This is a genomic window from Winogradskyella pulchriflava (assembly GCF_042434315.1).
GTDB lineage: Bacteria > Bacteroidota > Bacteroidia > Flavobacteriales > Flavobacteriaceae > Winogradskyella > Winogradskyella pulchriflava.
In genome coordinates, this window is the sequence record NZ_JBHLTQ010000006.1 from 221,783 (window position 1) to 240,752 (window position 18,970).

Below are 18,970 nucleotides of genomic sequence, written 5' to 3' on the forward strand. Positions count from 1 at the left end.
TGATTAATTAGTAAGATTCAAATTTGCAGTTTTTCTTGATGAAATAAAAATTCTAGTCAATTCATCCGCTTCATTTAACAAAGATTTACAATTGTCCGAAGGTAAAAGTTTTTCGTCAATAATAAACTCTAACCAAAAATGACTTTCATCAATTTCTTCAATTACAATGCTTATTTTAGAAATAAAACTTCGTTTTGATTGTGCTATACAAGTGGCTCTGTAATTTGCGGCGACTGATGTTGCGCACCTAATGAGTTGTTTTTTTATATGATTTGACAAATAATCATTAGGTAATTGAGAAATTAATTTAATTGTATTATGAGCAAATAATTTTGTGCGTTGTTTTAGGTCATTCTTCATTATTCAATCAGCATTAACCATTAATTTTTAACACATCTTTCATGCTAAAAACTCCTTTTTTGTCCTTTATCCATTCTGCAGCAATTACAGCTCCGAGTGCAAAACCTTGCCTGCTGTGTGCTGTGTGCCTTATACTTATGGAATCTATTTCAGAATTATAAGTAATCTCATGCGTGCCAGGAACTTCTGGAATACGTTTAGCTTCAATATGAATTTCATCAGCCTTAGGCTGCTCTAAAGTCCAGTTTTTATAATTTGTTTGTTCAATAATCTGTTCCGCTAAAGTAATGGCTGTGCCACTTGGTGCATCTAATTTTTGGGTATGATGAATTTCCTCTATTTCAGTACTATAGTCTGGAAAACCAGCCATTAACTGACTGAGCTTTTTGTTGATTTCAAAAAAGATATTGACACCCAAACTAAAATTTGAAGCATATAGAAATGTTCCGTTTTTAGTATTGCAATAGTTAATAATGTCATCGTAGTTTTCTAGCCAGCCTGTAGTTCCTGAAATTACTGGCACTCCAGCGTCTAGAGCCTTTTTTATATTAGTAACAGCTGCATTTGGAATACTAAAATCTATGGCTACATCTACATTAGAAAAATCATAATCATCGGTAGCATTGGCTATTTTTAGTGTGATTTTATGGTTGCGATTAAGAGCAATTGCTTCAATGCTTTTACCCATTCTGCCATAACCAAGTAAAGCTATATTCATTCTAAAATTTAAAATTTAATGTCAATCCCAAATCTGTGGAATTTTCCATTTGATTGTATTTGTAATGTGGACTTAAGCTTAAGTTTTCATCCACATTAAATTGCATAAGATGTGCATCTACGTTTGCATCTATAATATTGAGTGCATATAGTCCTACAGTAATTAAAAGGGAAACTTCTTTATTTCGTCTAAACTGTTCTTGAGCACGTCTTAAACCATCATCAGAAATGAGATGATTGCCATCAGCATCAGTAAACTCATCATCCTTAAAACCAGCCAAACGCCTTTTGTAAGCATCTCTGTAACGGTCATATTGCTGATCGTTTCTTACATAAAAATAAATACCAGTACCAATGGCTCCCCAAACAATAGGGATTTTCCAATATTTTTTATTGTAAAATTGTCCTGCGCCTGGTAAAATTGCAGAATAAAATGCAGCTTTAGTAGGTCTTAAAGGGTCAATTTCTTTTTTTTCAATAGCTTGTTCTTCAATAACGACCAATTCTTTATCCAAATCAACACTAGTACTGTCTTTTTTTGTTTGAGCAAAAGACAGCATTACTGTAAACAAACACAGTAAAAGAATAAATGGTGTTCTATTTAGCACGCTGCACTAGTTTTTTAATTCTATTGAAGTCTTCCTCAGAATGAAAAGGAATAGTAATCTTTCCGCTACCATTCTTAGCTACTTTTACGTCTATTTTGTGGCCAAAATATTCCGAAAACTCCTTAACCCCTTTTTTGATGTATTTAGGGATTTCAACAGTACCACTTTCTGGTTTTGTTTCGCTTTCAGAATTTAAGTTTTTAACCAGTTGTTCTGTTGCTCTAACCGATAATTTATTGGAGATGATCTTTTCATAAACTTCCAACTGGTCGATTTGGCTTTCAATATTAACCATAGCTCTACCGTGACCCATTGAGATAAAACCATCTCGCATACCAGTTTGTATTATTGGGTCTAGTTTTAGTAATCTCAAGTAATTGGCGATTGTTGAACGTTTTTTTCCAACACGCTCACTCATTTGTTCTTGAGTGAGTTGAATTTCATCAATTAAGCGTTGATAAGACAATGCAATTTCTATTGGGTCTAAATCTTGGCGTTGAATATTCTCAACCAATGCCATTTCTAAAGACTCTTGGTCGTTAGCTATCCTTATATACGCAGGTATAGTTTCTAGTCCAATTAATTTTGAAGCTCTAAAACGACGCTCACCAGAAACCAATTGGTATTTGTTAAAAGCAAGTTTTCTAACAGTTATAGGCTGTATAACACCTAACTCGCGAATAGAAGATGCTAATTCTCTTAACGATTCTTCGTTAAAATTGGTTCTTGGCTGAAAAGGGTTGACCTCAATACTGTCAATATCAAGTTCTACAATATTACCAACAACCTTATCGGCATTTTTATCCTCAGCAGATTTTATATCATTTTCAGGATCTTTCAGCAATGCAGAAAGTCCACGTCCTAATGCCTGTTTTTTAGTTGCTTTTGCCATTATAATTCATTTTTCTTTATAAGCTCTTTGGCTAAGCTCAAATAATTTGCTGCTCCTTTACTACTCACATCATAATTAATAATGCTTTCTCCATAACTTGGTGCTTCACCTAGTCTAACATTACGTTGAATAATGGTTTCAAACACCATTTCACTAAAGTGTTTCTGAACCTCTTCAACCACTTGGTTAGACAGACGTAAACGCGAATCAAACATCGTAAGAAGTAAACCTTCAATATCTAACGCTTCATTATGTATTTTCTGTACACTTTTAATAGTATTTAACAGTTTTCCTAAACCTTCAAGTGCAAAATATTCACATTGAATAGGAATAATTACAGAATCCGAGGCTGTTAAAGCATTCAAAGTTAGTAATCCTAAAGATGGAGCACAGTCAATTAAAATATAATCGTAATCAGATTTTAATTCTGAAATGGCTCTCTTCAGCATATATTCCCGGTCGTCCTTATCTACAAGCTCTATTTCAATAGCAACAAGATCTATATGTGCAGGAATAACATCTACATTTGGTGCATTAGAAGCAATAATAGCTTCTTTTGCCGATTTTGTGTGTTCTAGTACTTGGTAAGAACCTATTTCTACAGCATCTACATCTATGCCTAAGCCAGAACTAGCGTTGGCTTGAGGGTCTGCGTCTATAAGTAGGACTTTCTTCTCTAGTGCGCCTAAAGAAGCGGCTAAATTTACAGAGGTTGTTGTTTTACCAACACCTCCTTTTTGATTAGCAATTGCAATGATTTTACCCATTAAATGATTTGGTTTATTAAGGGTTTAAAAATACAATTATTTATGAGTTTAGGAAATTGAAGTTGTTAACATTGATTATAAGCATAAGTGGCCTGAAAATCTTGTTTTTACAATTCCGAAATTTGTTCAGAAACTAAAAACAATCCAGCTTCATGTTTGTGCTGGAACCTCAAACGGATTAAGAAATACAATTTCTATGCTTTTAATGGGATATTAACTCAAGTTTATACAGGTGTTGTTAGCTGTATTTTTAAATCTGTTTTAAGCTTTTTAAAATTCGGTGTGTGTCATTCAAAGGTTTCATATTAAATTCATTAGAAGAAAAATTAGATTTATTTAACATCTATTTAAGGTCTTTATGTTTAATTTTAGAGCAACTATAAAAAATAATCAAAAAATGAAAATCAATTTACGTACTACTTTAGTACTTATGTTTGTCATCTGTTGTTCTGTTACAATAAATGCACAAGCTAAGAAAACGGCCTCAGTTGAAGGCATCACAGAGTATAAACTGGATAATGGCCTTAAGGTGCTCTTATTTCCAGATAACTCTTCTCAAACCGTAACCGTTAATATCACCTACAAAGTAGGTTCCAGACATGAAGGTTATGGAGAAAAAGGTATGGCTCACCTCTTAGAGCATTTGGTATTTAAAGGAACTCCTAACCATCCTGATATACCTAAAGAATTAACGGCTCGTGGTGCTAGACCAAATGGAACTACATGGTACGACCGTACCAACTATTTTGAAACCTTTAATGCTACTGAAGACAATTTAGATTGGGCTTTAGACCTTGAAGCAGATCGTATGGTTAACTCTTACATTGCAAAAAAGGATTTAGATTCAGAATTTTCAGTTGTAAGAAACGAGTTTGAGTCTGGTGAAAACTCACCAACGTCAGTATTAATGCAAAAAGTGATTAGTTCTGCGTTTTTATGGCATAACTACGGTCAATCTACCATTGGAAACAAATCAGATATTGAGCGTGTGCCAATAGATAACTTAAAAGCATTTTATAAAAAATATTACCGACCAGACAATGCTGTATTGATGGTTACAGGGAAGTTTGATACAGATAAAACACTTGCGCTTATTGAAAAGAAGTTTGGTGGTATTAAAAATCCAGATACGCCATTAATAGATGTTCCTACAATTGAGCCACCACAAGATGGTGAAAAGAGAGTGGAATTAAGTAGAGTAGGTGACCTACAGTTAGTGTCAGCATTATTCCATACACCTGCAGGTTCGCATGTGGATTATGCTCCTTTAGCTATTGTGGAAAATATACTCACAGACCAACCTTCTGGGCGTTTGTATAAAGCTTTAGTAGAAAGTAAGAAGGCGTCTTCATTATGGAGCTTTTCTCCATTTACCAAAGAGCCTGGATTTATGTATTTTAATGTTGATGTGCCTTCTGACAAGTCGTTAGCTGAGGCTGAATCAGCACTTTTAACTATGTTTGATGGACTTAGAAGCAACCCAATAACCGAAGAAGAATTAAAGCGTGCTAAGGCTAATCTGGTTAAGCAGATGGATCAAATCTTGAGAAATTCTTCATATTTAGGAACTTATACCAGTGAATTTATTGGAGCAGGTGACTGGCGATTAATGTTTATTCACAGAGATCGTATTGAAAATGCAACATTAGAACAAGTGAATGATGTGCTGAGCCGTTATTTCATTAAAACAAACAGAACTGTTGGTAATTTTATACCAACAAAGCAGCCAATGCGAATAGAAATTCCACATACTGAAGGTCTTGAGGATTTGGTAACAAATTATAAAGGTAAAGAGGCTTTGGGAGCTGGTGAGGCGTTTGACGTGTCTTACACTAACATTCAAAATCGTTTTGACTCTGGAGTGCTTGGAGGAACAGGTATTGAGTACGGCTTCATTAAAAAAGATAATAGAGGAGAAACGGTTAATGTCAATTTTACGTTTAGAAACGGAACGGTTGATGATTTAATGAACAAAGGCAACGTTGCTAGTTACACAGCAAGAATGCTTAATAAAGGCACAAAGTCTAAAACCAGACAAGATATAGAAGATAAGTTGAGTGAATTAAAGTCTAGTGTTTACTTCAGTGGAAGTAATGGTAGAACGACTGCTTATGTAACTTCTACGCGAGAGCATTTAATGGAAACTCTAAAGCTAATGACTGAGATGTTAAAATCTCCAGCTTTTGATGAGGGAGAATTAGATAAGTTGAAAACTCAGGATATTGCCAATATTGAGCGTAATAAAACAGAGCCACAGTATTTGGTACAAAAACGATTAGGTGAAATTAATCAGAAGTATAAAAAAGGTCATCCTTTATACAATATGAGTATGGAAGAAGAGCTTGCGGCTATTAATGATGTTACTGTTGCAGATATGCAAGCCTATTATGATGATTTCTATGGTATTTCTAATAACGCAACTTTAATAGCTATCGGTAATATCGATGAACAAGCATTAAAAAGTTATTTTGAAACGGCTTTTGCTGACTTTAAATCGGATTTACCTTATTCTGAAATTAAAGATCCTTTTGCGGCAAACAATCCAGCAAACGATAAAATAAAAACACCAGACAAGAAAAATGCTTTCACTTTAGGGTTCTTAAACTTTGAGTGCAGTCAATACGATGAAGACTATGCAGCATTACAGGTTGCTGGTTCTGTATTTGGTGGAGGTTTCTTAAACTCTCGTATCGCTACAAGATTACGTCAACAAGATGGTGTAAGCTATGGTGCAGGTGGTGGAGTTAATGTAGATGGCGATAAAGAGGATAAAAACTCTGGAATGTATATCTATGCCATTTACGCACCAGAAAATGAAGCAAAAGTTCAGCAAGGCTTTAAGGAAGAAATAGCACGTTTTATTAAGGATGGTATTACACAACAAGAGTTAGATGATGCTGTAGCTGGTTGGGTACAAGCGCAAAGTGTTTCTAGAGCTAAGGATAATGAATTAGCGAGCACACTAAACAACAACTTGTACTATGATAGAGATATGACCTTCCATAAAAATATCGAAGACAAGGTTAAAAGCTTAACAGTTGAAGATGTTAATAAAGTTATTAAAACCTATTTCAAAAATATGGAAGAATGGTCTGTTGTAAATGGTGGAGACTTTAAGGAGTATGATATTAAAAAGGATGATAAAAAAGTTGATGATTAATTGATTGTCGTCTTTTAAAAATAAAGAAGCTCTTCGTTTTGAAGGGCTTTTTTTTGCGAAGTAGAGTATTAATTGTTTGAAAAAATCAATCTTCTTTATTCAATTTTCGCTCATTTTTAATCTAAAAATCCACTCGAAGTGATAAATTTTATCAAAATACATAGCGGTTTTAATAATATAGTTTTGCAGGTGTTGATAATGATAATATATTGGTTGCCGAAACATTAATCATGTTTATAAAATGAATAGAAATTTTTTTATCACTTCTACTACTGTATTGTTCTTTTGCTTGTTCTCTTATGCTCAGGACACAGACTCAGATAAAGATACATATCGAAATCAAGGGTTTTTCAATATTTCAAAAATCAGTTTCGGTAAATCCAATAAAATAAAGCAAGAAGTCTTTATTTCTGGTGAAGGAAATTTTTTCAGCGACTTAGATACTGCTGGTTCAGATACATGGAGTTTTCAAACCATTAATGGCTTTTTTCTTTCGCCTAGTTTTTCCTTAGGAATTGGTATTGGTCTTGAAAATCATGACAACCCAGATTTTAACGTTCTCCCTTTATTTTTAGATGCAAGAGCATATTTTTCTGATGATGGAGAATCACTTTACACATTTTTAGATATTGGTCCCACAATTAAACTTGATGGTAATGAGTCTGGATTAAACAAAGGAGTGATTTTTAATCTTGGAATAGGATATAAATTTCAGGTTGCTGATAATCTATTTCTCGTATCAGATGCCTTTTTTTCTCATAAAACAGTTAGTCTTACTGACGAAGGTATAGGTAAATCAGATAATATTGTCAAAGTCAATGGGCTTGGTTTAAGCCTTGGTGTAATTTTTTAGAATAATTTATAAGCAACTAAATATTTACCTTTTGGGGAAATTTTTTGTATTGAAGCTTTTTTAAATTTTTGAATCTAATCAATCAAAATCTCCAAAATCTGAATAGCAGCATCACTAATTTTAGTACCAGGTCCAAAAACGGCAACTGCACCAGCATCAAACAAATATTGGTAATCTTGTTTCGGGATTACTCCACCTACAATAACCATAATATCATCTCTACCGTAAGCTTTTAGTTCTTCAATAACTTGCGGTACCAGCGTTTTGTGTCCTGCAGCTAAACTAGACACGCCTAGAATATGCACATCATTTTCAACGGCTTGTTTGGCAGCTTCTTTTGGTGTTTGAAATAGTGGTCCAATATCTACATCAAAACCAACATCTGCATAACCTGTTGCAACAACTTTTGCACCTCTATCATGACCATCTTGTCCCATTTTGGCAATCATAATACGAGGTCTGCGACCATCTTGCTCAGCGAATTTATCGGCAAGTGCTCTTGCTTTTTGAAAACTCTTATCGTCTTTTATTTCTTTACTATACACTCCGCTAAAGGATTTTATTTGTGCCTTATAACGTCCAAATTCGGCTTCTAATGCATCGCTTATTTCACCTAATGTAGCTCGTTTTCTGGCAGCATCTACTGCTAAAGCTAATAAATTCCCATGAAAATGGGAATCTCTTGAATGAGATTTCGAAGTTTCGTTAGAGTTTTTATCAGCATTTGACCAATTGCGTGCTGCTTCGGTTAATTTTGATAAGGCTTCTGATACCTCTTTATTGTTTCGTGTGGATTTGATATAATTTAAACGTTCTATCTGTTGCGTGCGAACAGTTTGGTTGTCAACTTCCAAAATATGCAATGGGTCTTCCTCTTTAAGCTGATACTTGTTTACACCAACGATGATATCTTGCCCAGAATCAATTCGTGCTTGCTTACGTGCAGCAGCTTCTTCAATCCTCAATTTTGGTATACCAGCTTCAATTGCTTTGGTCATTCCGCCTAATTCTTCAACTTCTTCAATAAGTTCCCATGCTTTTTGGGCAATATCGTGAGTTAGTTTTTCAACATAATAACTACCAGCCCAAGGGTCAACTGTTTTGGTAATATGGGTTTCTTGTTGCAAGTAGATTTGCGTGTTTCTGGCAATTCGTGCCGAAAAATCTGTTGGCAACGCTATAGCTTCGTCTAAGGCGTTGGTATGCAAACTCTGTGTGCCACCAAAAGCTGCGGCAGATGCTTCAACACAAGTTCTTGCCACGTTGTTAAAAGGGTCTTGTTCTGTTAAACTCCAGCCAGAAGTTTGGCAATGGGTTCTTAAAGCTAAAGATTTTTGGTTTTTTGGATTGAATTGTTTTACCAATTTTGCCCATAACATACGTGCTGCACGCATTTTAGCAATTTCCATAAAATGATTCATGCCAATTGCCCAAAAGAAGGAAAGGCGAGGCGCAAAGGTGTCAATATCCATACCAGCTTCGAGACCTTTTCTAATATACTCTAAGCCATCAGCTAAGGTGTATGCCAGTTCAATATCGCAAGTGGCACCAGCTTCTTGCATGTGGTAACCCGAAATACTGATACTATTGAATTTTGGCATATACTTACTCGTATATTCAAAAATATCTGAAATGATTTTCATTGACGGAGTAGGTGGATAGATGTACGTGTTTCTCACCATAAACTCCTTTAGGATATCATTCTGAATGGTTCCTGCCAATTGTTCTGGTTGTACCCCCTGTTCTTCAGCTGCAACAATATAAAATGCCATAATGGGTAAAACAGCACCATTCATGGTCATAGAAACAGACATTTTATCTAAAGGAATCTGGTCGAAGAGCGTTTTCATGTCTTCAACCGAGTCTATAGCAACACCAGCTTTACCAACATCACCTACAACACGTTCGTGATCTGAATCGTAACCTCTATGTGTCGCCAAATCAAAAGCAACAGACAATCCTTTTTGTCCTGCAGCAAGATTACGTCTGTAAAATGCGTTACTCTCTTCGGCAGTTGAAAAACCTGCATATTGCCTAATGGTCCAAGGTCTGCGAACATACATAGTTGAGTATGGTCCACGAAGGTTTGGCGCAATACCAGCTACAAAATCTAAATGCTCTAAGTTTTTAATGTCATCCTTTGAATAGGTTGATTTAACATCGATATTTTCAGCAGTTAAATAGGTTTTGCTGTTAGTGTCGGATGTATGACCTGAAGATTTAGAATTGAGTTCTATATGTTGAAGGTTTTTTCTGCTCATAATATCATTTTTTCTAAAAATGGATCAAAATTCACTTCAAAAGGTGCCATTAGATTTATTAATACGGTTTTTTTATTTGAAGAAATAAAATAAGCATGCTGAAATGCTTGTTGTTGTAATTTTTGATTTTCGAGCTTAAAAATGGCTTTGAAAACTTGAGCTTTGCCATTATCATTATGTTTGGCAGTTATCTTGGTAAATTTTAAATCCGTTGCATCAGCTACCATATCTTGATTCTGTCTAATCATACCTAGAATGAACTTTGCGTCTTGTCGAGATATTGGTGTGTAAGGAACTGTATTGATGGTATATGTTGAGTTGATTGAATTATCAAAAAACACATAATGATTGCCTTCCATTTCTCTGATATGTCTAAACCTTGTGCGCTCAATTTCTAAATCTTTATTATTTGGAATCATTGAATCTAGCAATGCCAAATATTCCACAGAAGCATATTTTTTAAATGTTTTTGGCAAGAAGATTTTTATGCCATCATCACTTAACAAATGTGTTTGACCATCAATAGAATCCATGTCTTCAATTTGGGTCCAATTAGAAATTTCTTTTGCAACTTCTAGACATGAGGTTGTAATGACGCAAAGGATGCTCAAAATTACCACTATAGGTTTTCTCAATATCATGTTTTACTCTTCTTTTAATCTATTGATTTCCAATTTCTCTGATAATCTTTTTTCTATAATTGGTTCAATAAGCGTTTTTCGTTTTTCAATTTTTAAAAAAGGACTAATTTCTAACTCATTTTTCATTTTATCAGTAGGGTTTGGATGCTTGTTTGTGCCTAAAAGCACTAATTTTTCAGCATCAAAATCTGCCTGTTCTTTTGAAGCACTTTCTTTAATTTTTCGTTGAATAGTTCCTTCTTTCAGTTGGTTTAAAAATCCACCATTTGCTTCAATATCCTTAAAAAGATTTAAGGCTTTTTCGGCTAATTGTTCTGTAAGACTTTCAATATAATAGGCTCCATCTGCTGGGTTGTTTACCTTGTCAAAATAACTTTCATTTTTTAAAACTAAAAGTTGATTTCTAGAGATGCGCTCTCCAAATTCATTTGAATTATGGTATAAGGCATCATAAGGTAAATTGTAAATAGCATTTGCTCCACCAATAATAGCACTCATACATTCTGTGGTGGTACGAAGCATATTGACGTTGTAGTCATAAATGGTCTTGTTTCGTTTGCTTGGTGTTGCTATTATTCTGCATTCAGGATTAATACCATATTCAGAAGCTAATGTTGACCATAATTGACGTAAAGCTCTAAGTTTAGCAATTTCGAAGAAGTAATTTGAGCCAATTGATACGTTAAAGGTAACATTTAGTGCTTTAGCACTTCGACTCCGCTCAGTGTGACAGTATAGTGATTTTAGTGTTTCTGTATTATGGATATGATCTAGATATTCATTGGCATGTGCAAGTCCATAAGCCAATTGTTGTACAATTGTTGCTCCTGCATTTTGGTATAATGTTATATCAACACTGAGTTGATTGGTGCGTTTAATAATCGTTTCAAACGTTTTGTGGTCTTCATTAAGGTTTTTGAACCAATTACCTGTTTTGGCTAAATTACCTATAATGTCGGTCTGAAAAACTAAAGTGTCATTGGTATTATCGGTAATGCTTGAAGTTGTAGATAGTACGTTATTAATGAACTCGTCCGAAAGAAAATCATAAGATATATCTACAGGAATTTTTGCTAAGTTCATATCCTGAAGCAAGGTCTCAATAGAAATTGTTTCAGATTTAATATGGAATAAAATATGTTCTGCGCCACGGTTAATGGCATCAAGAGCTATTGTATTGGCTACTTTAGCATCAGAAACTTCAATATACTGACAGATGTTCCATTCTGTAGCTTTGCTAGCTGATACTTCTGGAAGTGTTTTAAATTCGTCTGAATGGTAAAACGGTTTTACGTCTATACCCTCATTGGTTTTCCAAATTAAGGTGTCGTTGTAGTCAGCACCTTTTAAATCGACTTGTATTTTTTGTTTCCAGGCTTTTGAAGAAACGCTTTCAAACGCATTAAATAAAGGTTTACTCATCTTGCTTTTGTTTGGCTATGCTGTCTTCATACTCAATGATAAAGATGTCTTCGTTAGGTTTTTTCATGTAATAGTTTTCGCGAGCAGCACGTTCTATACCTTCCTCAGTACTTAGTTCTTTAATAGCTTTGTTGTCGTTTGCCATTTCATTTTTGTAATGCTCTTTCTGGTATTCTAACTCTTCTATATCTGAGTTAAGTTCGTAATGAAATAATAATGAATGCGCATCAAAAAACAGCATCCAAACAATAAAAACAATGAGTACAAGAAGGTAAATATTCTTAAAAGGTTTCAGGTATTTATTGTTTAAAATCTTCATTATAAACGCTCGTTAATTATTGTTTTAACGATATCTACGGCAACAGTGTTGTATTTGTTGTTGGGAATAATGAGGTCTGCGTACTCTTTCATAGGCTCTATGAATTGCTGATGCATTGGTTTTAAGGTATTTTGATATCTTGTGAGTACTTCATCGATATCGCGTCCACGCTCAGTAATATCCCTTTTTAAACGACGAATTAGACGCTCGTCGGAATCTGCATGTACAAATATTTTAATATCAAACAGTTCTCTTAGCTCAGGATTTGTAAGGATTAAAATTCCTTCCACAATCATTACTTTTCTTGGTTTTGTTGTAATGGTGTCTCCTGTGCGGTTGTGTTTTACAAAAGAGTAAACAGGTTGGTCTATGGACTCGCCTTTTTTTAATTGTTTTAGATGACTCTCCAGTAAATCGAAATCTATGGATCGTGGATGGTCAAAGTTTATTTTTACACGCTCTTCGTAGCTTAAATGCGAGGTGTCTTTATAGTAAGAATCTTGAGAAATAACGCCAACTTCGCCTTCTGGAAGTTCATTAAGAATTGTGTTTACAACAGTGGTTTTTCCACATCCTGTTCCACCTGCAATTCCGATTATTAACATTGTTGTTTATAGATTAAGTTAGTTCTGCAAAGTTAGTTAAATAGCATTATTTTTTGATAATATTTGTAACTTCTTCAGCGGTAATGAATTTACCGTAATTATTTCCCCAACTATTGTTGATGTAGTTCATAACATCTGCAACTTCTTCATTGGTAAGTCCAAGTGGAGTCATAACGCTGTTGTATGTTATACCATTAACAATCATTTCGCCAGACATGCCATTCTTTATACCTATGATGCTTTCTTCTTGTTTGTTTTTTAAGTAGTCTGAATCTGCTAATGGAGGAAAGGCCTTAGGAACTCCTTTACCGTTAGCCATATGACATGTAATGCACATATCATCATAAACAGATTTTCCTCTATCCATGCTGGTCTTTAATTCTTTATCAAATTGCGTTGTTATTGATGTTTTTTCAGGATATTCAACTTTGGTGGTTTTCTTTTCTTTTGAGTTACATGAAGCTATTATGAATAACAGCAATAGAAGTTTTATGGTTTTTATCATTTTCTTATAAGTTTTACTATTCCTAAATTTTCTATACCAACATACATATAGCCATCTGGTCCTTGCTCTACACAACGTACTCTACCTAATCCGTCAAGCAAACGTTCCTCTTTCGTTACTTTATTGTTTTTTATGGTACACATGTCTAAATATTGAAATTTTAAAGATCCAACTAAAAGATTACCATTCCAATCTCCATATTTGTCGCTATTAATGAATGCCATACCGCTTGGAGCAATTGACGGATCCCAGTAATGTAATGGTTGTTCCATACCTTCCTTTTCTGTGAGTTCCGTGAATTTTGTACCGCTATAATTTACACCATAGCTTATTATTGGCCAGCCATAATTACTTCCAGCTTTGATTATATTAATCTCATCACCACCTTTTGGACCATGTTCGTGGGTCCAGATTTCTCCTGTTTTTGGATGCAATATCATACCTTGAGGGTTTCTGTGGCCGTAAGAATATATAGCTTTTTTTGCATTTATGCTTTGTGCAAAAGGGTTGTCATTAGGAATAGTGCCATCATCATTTATTCTGTAAACTTTGCCACAATCCCTTGTGATATCCTGAGGGTTAGTATCTCTGTCTCCACGATCGCCAATAGTAAAGTATAAGTAACCAGCATTATCAAAAACTAATCGTGATCCAAAATGTTGTCCTCTTCTAGAATTTGGTTCAGCTTTGTACAACACTTCAAAGTTTGTGAGTTTTTTGTCGTTAAGTTTTGCTCTTGCAATTGTGGTATTTCCTCCGTCACCTTCGCCTTCAGAAGATGCATAAGAAAAATATACCCAACCATTGTCTTTATAGTTTGGGTGCAAAATAATATCCATAAGGCCACCTTGACCACGAACGTAGATGTCTGGCAATCCTGATATGGTTGTTTTATTTCCGTTCTTAAAATGAATGAGTTTGCCTTCTTTTTCATTGATAAGTATTGCTCCATCAGGAAGAAAGGTAAAGCCCCAAGGAATGTTTAAATCAGAAACTACAACTTCGTGGCTATTTTCTTTATTTATAGGGTTTTTATCTTGAGCACAGGTTAGTATGCTAATTAAAATTAAACCAATAATTGGAAGTTTTAACTTCATATTTAAAGCTTGTTTAAGAATGAGTTTCTAAAGTTAGAAAAATGTTATTGGTTTTTAAAGAAAAACTCTATATTTGCAGTCCTTAAAAAGATAGCCAATTTTCGGGGTGTAGCGTAGCCCGGTTATCGCGCCGCGTTTGGGACGCGGAGGTCGCAGGTTCGAATCCTGCCACCCCGACTTTAAGTGAAAAAGCTCAGCAAATGCTGAGCTTTTTTTATTAATACCATTCAAATAATATACCTGAAATTACAACTGCTATTATTAAAATTATCAGTACAGTAATTATAAATCCAGCTCCAAATTTCGTTTTGGTATCTTTTTGTAATAAATAATTTTCTCTGTCTTCGTCTTCTTCTTTTATAAATTTCATGATGTTGTTTTTTAATGTTACTATTTAGATATTGGTTAAAGCTATAAGTATAGTGTTATTCTACTCTAACATAATTTTCAGAGTAAATTCTATTACCTTCTTCATCTAATTCTATTTGCTGAAAGCTGTTTTGTTGAAGTGTTAATTCAAACGTGAATTGTTTTTTCTCAGCTATAACTTGATTCATAACTCTAGAACCAAAATCTAGAACTTCGGTTAGTCTATCTCCATCGTATTTGTAGGTTCCATAGCCAAACCATTCTGATGAGTCAGCTGGTCTGTGCTTACACCACATCACTTTGGTATCTGTGTACATTTTTAATTGCCTAGAACTTGATGAGGTGTCAAAAGAATCCACAACAACGTTATCCTTGTAATTATAAAATCCTGTAAGTTCCCAAGTGCCTTTGAGACTCTTGTTGTTTTCATTTAATGCAGTTTCCGTTTTAGAATTTTCTACATCGCTTTTTGGTTCGTTTTTGCATGAGAAAGTAAACAACAATAACATGCATAAGATTAAAGAATTAGATTTCATAATGGGTTAGGTTTACTATTAAACACTTATAAATTAAGAAATTAAATTGAGATAGAGAAAAGGATTAAGAAATTTTATGATACTATAACAAGTGTTAATAACTTATAAGTAAGGATTTATACAAAAATCCTACTTTTGTCCTGTAATAAAATACAAGATATGTCTGATACAATTGAAAAAGTAAAATGTTTAATAATAGGTTCTGGACCTGCTGGTTATACAGCTGCTATTTATGCATCCAGAGCAAATATGGCACCTGTGCTATATCAAGGAGAACAACCTGGAGGTCAATTAACCACAACTAATGATGTTGAAAATTTTCCAGGTTATCCAGATGGTATTACTGGACCAGAAATGATGATTCAACTGCAAAAGCAAGCTGAGCGTTTTGGTACTGATGTACGTAATGGTTGGATTACTAAAGTTGATTTCTCGGGTGATATACATAAGGTATGGGTTAATGAAGAAAAAGAGATACATGCCTCTACAATAATTATTTCTACAGGTGCTTCTGCTAAATACTTGGGCTTACCTTCAGAACAAAAATATTTACAACTAGGAGGTGGAGTTTCTGCTTGTGCTATATGTGATGGATTTTTCTATAGAAATCAAGAGGTCGCTATTGTTGGTGCAGGAGATAGCGCTTGTGAGGAAGCACATTATTTGTCTAAGTTGTGCAAGAAAGTGACCATGCTAGTGAGAAGAGACGAGTTTAGAGCATCAAAAATTATGGCTAATCGTGTTAAGAATACCGAAAACATAGAGATTCTTTATAACACAGAAACCGATGAAGTTTTAGGCGATGGACAAGTTGTAACTGGTGTTAGAGTATTTAATAACAAAACTGGTGAAAAGCATGAAATTCCTGTTACTGGATTTTTTGTAGCTATAGGCCACAAACCAAATACGGATATCTTTAAAGATTACTTAGATTTAGATGAAACTGGTTATATAATTAATGCAGTACCAGGAACAAGTAAAACTAATGTTGAAGGTGTTTTTGTAAGTGGAGATGCTGCAGATCATGTTTACAGGCAAGCAATAACAGCAGCTGGCACAGGTTGTATGGCAGCATTGGATGCTGAACGTTATTTGGCAGCCAAAGATTCTGATTTTGAAGTTGCAACTTCAACATATAATTAAGATTTTAAATTACAATATAAGAAAAGCCGAAGCTAATTAGCTTCGGCTTTTCTTGTTTTATAATATTTAATGTTAAAATTTCTAGAGAAAATTGTAACATGATTTTTGTCATAATTTATTATGGTTTTTATGTGAATCTTTGCTGAAACATAAAAACATAACCATGATGAAATCAATTAAGTTCCCAATTTTATTTTTAGCAGTTTTATTAAGTGGTTTTTACTCACTTCAAGTTACTTCTCAATCATTTATATTAAATAAAAGCAACTCAACTTTAGAGGTGCATGGTACATCTTCTTTGCACGATTGGCATTTAGAGACCGAAAAGCAATCGGGTGAAATTGTGATTACTAATTCAGATGATTTAGCAATTTCTACTTTAAATTTTTCCGTAGAGACAGAAAGTCTCAAAAGTGGCAAATCTTCAATGGATAAGAATACTTATAAGGCGCTTAAGACAGACGATTATAAAACTATAGATTTCAAGTTCAAATCTATTAAACAAGTAAATAAGCTAGAAAACAACTCTTTTAAAGCCACTATAATTGGCGATTTAACTATCTCAGGTGTTACCAAATCAATTTCACTAGATATAACTCTTAATCTTAATGGAACAAAGGTTTTACTCGAAGGTGAAAAATCACTAAAGATGACGGATTATGGAATTGACCCTCCAAAAGCTTTGTTAGGCACTATAAAGACCGGTGATGCTATTAAAATCATTTTTAAGTCTGAATTCGAAAGTAAATAAAAACACAATAAGTATAAATTAAAATAAAAAATTATGAAATCAATATTAAAACTTACAAGCCTTGTTTTTGTATTAACAATTGGGCTTAATTTATCTGCACAAAATACAAATAAAAGAGATTTGGATAATTATAGACAACCAGATAAAAGAGGTATAAATGTTTTTGAATCGCCAAAAGATTCAGTGACAACCTTTGAAGATGTTTATGTTAGAATAGGAGGGTCTTTTGCATTGCAATACCAAGCTTTAGACAATGAAAATTCAGGTGTTACGCCATTAGCGGAAGTTGGAAGTAATTTTAATTTGGCTACTGCAAATTTAGATTTAGATGTAGCGTTATACGACGGTGTAAGTATGCACTTAAGAACTTATTTATCTTCTAGACACCACCATGAACCTTATGTTAAAGGAGGTTATTTTCAAATAGATAAGTTAGATTTTATAAGCGAAGGTTTTATGGAAGATTTTATGAAACATACAACGATTAAAATCGGACATATGGAGAATAATTATGGTGATGCACATTTTAGACGTAGTGATAATGCACAAGCGCTTTACAATCCTTTTGTTGGTAATTTAATTATGGATTCTTTTACAACCGAAGTTGGAGCAGAGGTGTACTATAATACTGGTAATGGATTTTTTGGAATGATTGGTTTTACCAATGGAAAACTAAATCAAAGCACAACAATCTCTGATGGGTCAACTGGTGGAGCTGCATTTTTAGCAAAATTAGGTTACGATAAACAAATTAATGATGACTTCAGATTCAGATTAACAGGATCTTTATATAATACAGGTTATGCTCCAAACGTATATTTATATTCTGCAGACAGAGCTGGTTCTAGATATTATAGTATTATGCAAGATGCTAGTGCTACTAGCGATAATTTTAGATCAGGACGTTTTGATCCTAGCTTTAAAAATAAGATTACTGCTATTATGATTAATCCATTTGTAAAATATGGTGGACTTGAGGTATTTGGAACAATAGAGCTAACCTCTGGTAGAGCTTTAGCTGAAACTGATAGAAGGGATGCTAATCAATATGCAGGTGAAGTTCTTTATAGATTTGGTGAATCAGAAAATTTATTTCTAGGTGCTCGTTATAACACTGTTAGTGCTGAGTTAGCTTCTGGTGATGATGTAGGTGTAGATAGATTTCAGTTAGGAGCTGGTTGGTTTTTAACAAAGAATGTTCTGCTCAAAGCAGAGTATGTAACACAAAAATATAACGATTATCCGACAGGAAATCTTCTAGATGAAGGTAAGTTTGATGGGCTTATAGCTGAAGCTGTAATAAGTTTCTAAATAATAATCACTAATGGCCTTTGTCTTACAAGACAAAGGCCTTAAACTTATTTTAATTATGATTAGGATATTATTATCTGCAATATTGTTATTAGGGTTTACGCATGCTTTGTTTGTTGAAGAAGAATTTAATTCTAAAGAAGTAAAGGTGTTTCTATCTCCCGACAGTTATTTAAAAATTAATGGCAAAACAAATGTTAGTACATTTCAATGTCAATTTGATATTGCTACCTTTTCAAAAGGAGTTAGTTTAATGTATAAAGATTATGATAGCATTATAAAATTTGATGCGGCAAAATTAACGCTTCCAAATTTAAAGTTTGATTGTGGTGGAAAAGCTATAAATAAAGATTTTAATAAGCTACTTAATACAGATGAGCATCCTGAAATAATTCTTAATCTAAGAGAGATTTCAAAACAATTAAATGATAAAAATACTGTAAATGCTATTATAGAAATTACAATTTGCGATATTATAAAAACCTATACAATTCCAGTTTCTGTAGCTAATGAAGGTGGTATCTGTGTAAGTGGCTTATTGCCTATTAACATAAATGATTTTAACTTAACAGCACCAACAAAAATGTTAGGTATAGTTAAGGTCTATCCAGAAATTGAAATAGATTTTTTACTTCAAATTTCTAAACCTTAAG

At 33.8% G+C, this 18,970-nt stretch carries 20 protein-coding genes and 1 tRNA gene; 7 read left to right on the plus strand and 14 right to left on the minus strand.

Features of this window, described 5'->3' with window-relative positions:
• Positions 1 to 3: 3 nt before the first annotated feature.
• From ACFFGA_RS12930 to ACFFGA_RS12950, 5 genes are read right to left on the minus strand one after another with little or no spacing between them, the layout of a single operon-like run.
• A complete protein-coding gene (locus ACFFGA_RS12930) occupies positions 4 to 360 on the minus strand; it encodes a four helix bundle protein (protein ID WP_386064694.1) in 357 nt (118 codons plus the stop codon).
• A gap of 13 nt (positions 361 to 373) precedes the next feature.
• Positions 374 to 1,078, minus strand: a complete 705-nt coding sequence (gene dapB, locus ACFFGA_RS12935) for a 4-hydroxy-tetrahydrodipicolinate reductase (RefSeq protein WP_386064696.1) — start codon at positions 1,076 to 1,078, stop codon at positions 374 to 376.
• Between the two features lies 1 nt (position 1,079).
• A complete protein-coding gene (locus ACFFGA_RS12940; RefSeq protein ID WP_386064698.1) occupies positions 1,080 to 1,685 on the minus strand; it encodes a DUF5683 domain-containing protein in 606 nt (201 codons plus the stop codon).
• A complete protein-coding gene (locus tag ACFFGA_RS12945) occupies positions 1,675 to 2,577 on the minus strand; it encodes a ParB/RepB/Spo0J family partition protein (RefSeq protein ID WP_386064700.1) in 903 nt (300 codons plus the stop codon). Before ACFFGA_RS12945 ends, ACFFGA_RS12940 begins: the two co-directional genes overlap by 11 nt.
• Positions 2,577 to 3,344: a ParA family protein gene (locus ACFFGA_RS12950; protein ID WP_386064701.1), complete on the minus strand. Its 768-nt coding sequence runs from the start codon at positions 3,342 to 3,344 to the stop codon at positions 2,577 to 2,579. The genes ACFFGA_RS12945 and ACFFGA_RS12950 overlap by 1 nt, the downstream gene beginning before the upstream one ends.
• Before the next feature lie 397 nt (positions 3,345 to 3,741).
• Here ACFFGA_RS12950 and ACFFGA_RS12955 point away from each other — a divergent pair, with 397 nt between their 5' ends.
• A complete protein-coding gene (locus ACFFGA_RS12955; protein WP_386064703.1) occupies positions 3,742 to 6,504 on the plus strand; it encodes a M16 family metallopeptidase in 2,763 nt (920 codons plus the stop codon).
• A gap of 241 nt (positions 6,505 to 6,745) precedes the next feature.
• On the plus strand, positions 6,746 to 7,357 hold the full coding sequence (locus ACFFGA_RS12960) for a hypothetical protein (RefSeq protein ID WP_386064705.1): 612 nt from the start codon (positions 6,746 to 6,748) through the stop codon (positions 7,355 to 7,357).
• A 74-nt stretch (positions 7,358 to 7,431) separates the two neighbouring features.
• Here ACFFGA_RS12960 and scpA read toward each other — a convergent pair whose 3' ends face one another.
• The 7 genes from scpA to ACFFGA_RS12995 are packed head-to-tail and all read right to left on the minus strand — an operon-like array spanning position 7,432 to position 14,207.
• Positions 7,432 to 9,618 carry a methylmalonyl-CoA mutase gene (scpA, locus tag ACFFGA_RS12965; protein WP_386064706.1) on the minus strand — a complete coding sequence of 729 codons (2,187 nt, stop codon included), beginning with the start codon at positions 9,616 to 9,618 and terminating at the stop codon, positions 7,432 to 7,434.
• Entirely contained in the window at positions 9,615 to 10,259 is a 645-nt protein-coding gene (locus ACFFGA_RS12970; RefSeq protein WP_386064708.1) for a hypothetical protein, read from the minus strand. The genes scpA and ACFFGA_RS12970 overlap by 4 nt, the downstream gene beginning before the upstream one ends.
• Positions 10,260 to 10,262: 3 nt before the next feature.
• Entirely contained in the window at positions 10,263 to 11,681 is a 1,419-nt protein-coding gene (locus ACFFGA_RS12975; protein ID WP_386064710.1) for a methylmalonyl-CoA mutase subunit beta, read from the minus strand.
• Complete coding sequence (locus ACFFGA_RS12980) at positions 11,674 to 12,000, minus strand: FtsB family cell division protein (protein WP_386064712.1); 327 nt, start codon at positions 11,998 to 12,000, stop codon at positions 11,674 to 11,676. Before ACFFGA_RS12980 ends, ACFFGA_RS12975 begins: the two co-directional genes overlap by 8 nt.
• Complete coding sequence (udk, locus tag ACFFGA_RS12985) at positions 12,000 to 12,605, minus strand: uridine kinase (protein WP_386064714.1); 606 nt, start codon at positions 12,603 to 12,605, stop codon at positions 12,000 to 12,002. The genes ACFFGA_RS12980 and udk overlap by 1 nt, the downstream gene beginning before the upstream one ends.
• Before the next feature lie 46 nt (positions 12,606 to 12,651).
• The gene (locus ACFFGA_RS12990; RefSeq protein WP_386064716.1) at positions 12,652 to 13,110 is read right to left on the minus strand and encodes a c-type cytochrome; all 459 of its coding nucleotides are present in this window, start codon (positions 13,108 to 13,110) and stop codon (positions 12,652 to 12,654) included.
• Positions 13,107 to 14,207: a PQQ-dependent sugar dehydrogenase gene (locus tag ACFFGA_RS12995; RefSeq protein ID WP_386064718.1), complete on the minus strand. Its 1,101-nt coding sequence runs from the start codon at positions 14,205 to 14,207 to the stop codon at positions 13,107 to 13,109. The genes ACFFGA_RS12990 and ACFFGA_RS12995 overlap by 4 nt, the downstream gene beginning before the upstream one ends.
• A gap of 102 nt (positions 14,208 to 14,309) precedes the next feature.
• Here ACFFGA_RS12995 and ACFFGA_RS13000 point away from each other — a divergent pair.
• Positions 14,310 to 14,384 (plus strand) — tRNA-Pro (locus ACFFGA_RS13000).
• Positions 14,385 to 14,424: 40 nt separating this feature from the next.
• On the opposite strand, the gene ACFFGA_RS13005 is transcribed toward ACFFGA_RS13000, so the two are convergent.
• Both ACFFGA_RS13005 and ACFFGA_RS13010 read right to left on the minus strand, forming a co-directional pair.
• Positions 14,425 to 14,577, minus strand: coding sequence for a hypothetical protein (locus ACFFGA_RS13005; protein ID WP_386064720.1), 153 nt, complete (start codon positions 14,575 to 14,577; stop codon positions 14,425 to 14,427).
• A gap of 55 nt (positions 14,578 to 14,632) precedes the next feature.
• Positions 14,633 to 15,112 carry a hypothetical protein gene (locus tag ACFFGA_RS13010; RefSeq protein ID WP_386064722.1) on the minus strand — a complete coding sequence of 160 codons (480 nt, stop codon included), beginning with the start codon at positions 15,110 to 15,112 and terminating at the stop codon, positions 14,633 to 14,635.
• Between the two features lie 159 nt (positions 15,113 to 15,271).
• Between ACFFGA_RS13010 and trxB the strand changes: the two genes are divergently transcribed.
• The 4 genes from trxB (at position 15,272) to ACFFGA_RS13030 (ending at position 18,969) form a co-directional block, all read left to right on the plus strand.
• Complete coding sequence (gene trxB, locus ACFFGA_RS13015) at positions 15,272 to 16,255, plus strand: thioredoxin-disulfide reductase (protein ID WP_386064723.1); 984 nt, start codon at positions 15,272 to 15,274, stop codon at positions 16,253 to 16,255.
• 163 nt (positions 16,256 to 16,418) lie between these two features.
• On the plus strand, positions 16,419 to 17,006 hold the full coding sequence (locus ACFFGA_RS13020) for a YceI family protein (RefSeq protein ID WP_386064725.1): 588 nt from the start codon (positions 16,419 to 16,421) through the stop codon (positions 17,004 to 17,006).
• Positions 17,007 to 17,039: 33 nt separating this feature from the next.
• Entirely contained in the window at positions 17,040 to 18,317 is a 1,278-nt protein-coding gene (locus ACFFGA_RS13025) for a hypothetical protein (protein ID WP_386064727.1), read from the plus strand.
• Positions 18,318 to 18,375: 58 nt separating this feature from the next.
• On the plus strand, positions 18,376 to 18,969 hold the full coding sequence (locus ACFFGA_RS13030; RefSeq protein ID WP_386064729.1) for a hypothetical protein: 594 nt from the start codon (positions 18,376 to 18,378) through the stop codon (positions 18,967 to 18,969).
• The last annotated feature ends 1 nt before the right edge of the window (position 18,970 follow it).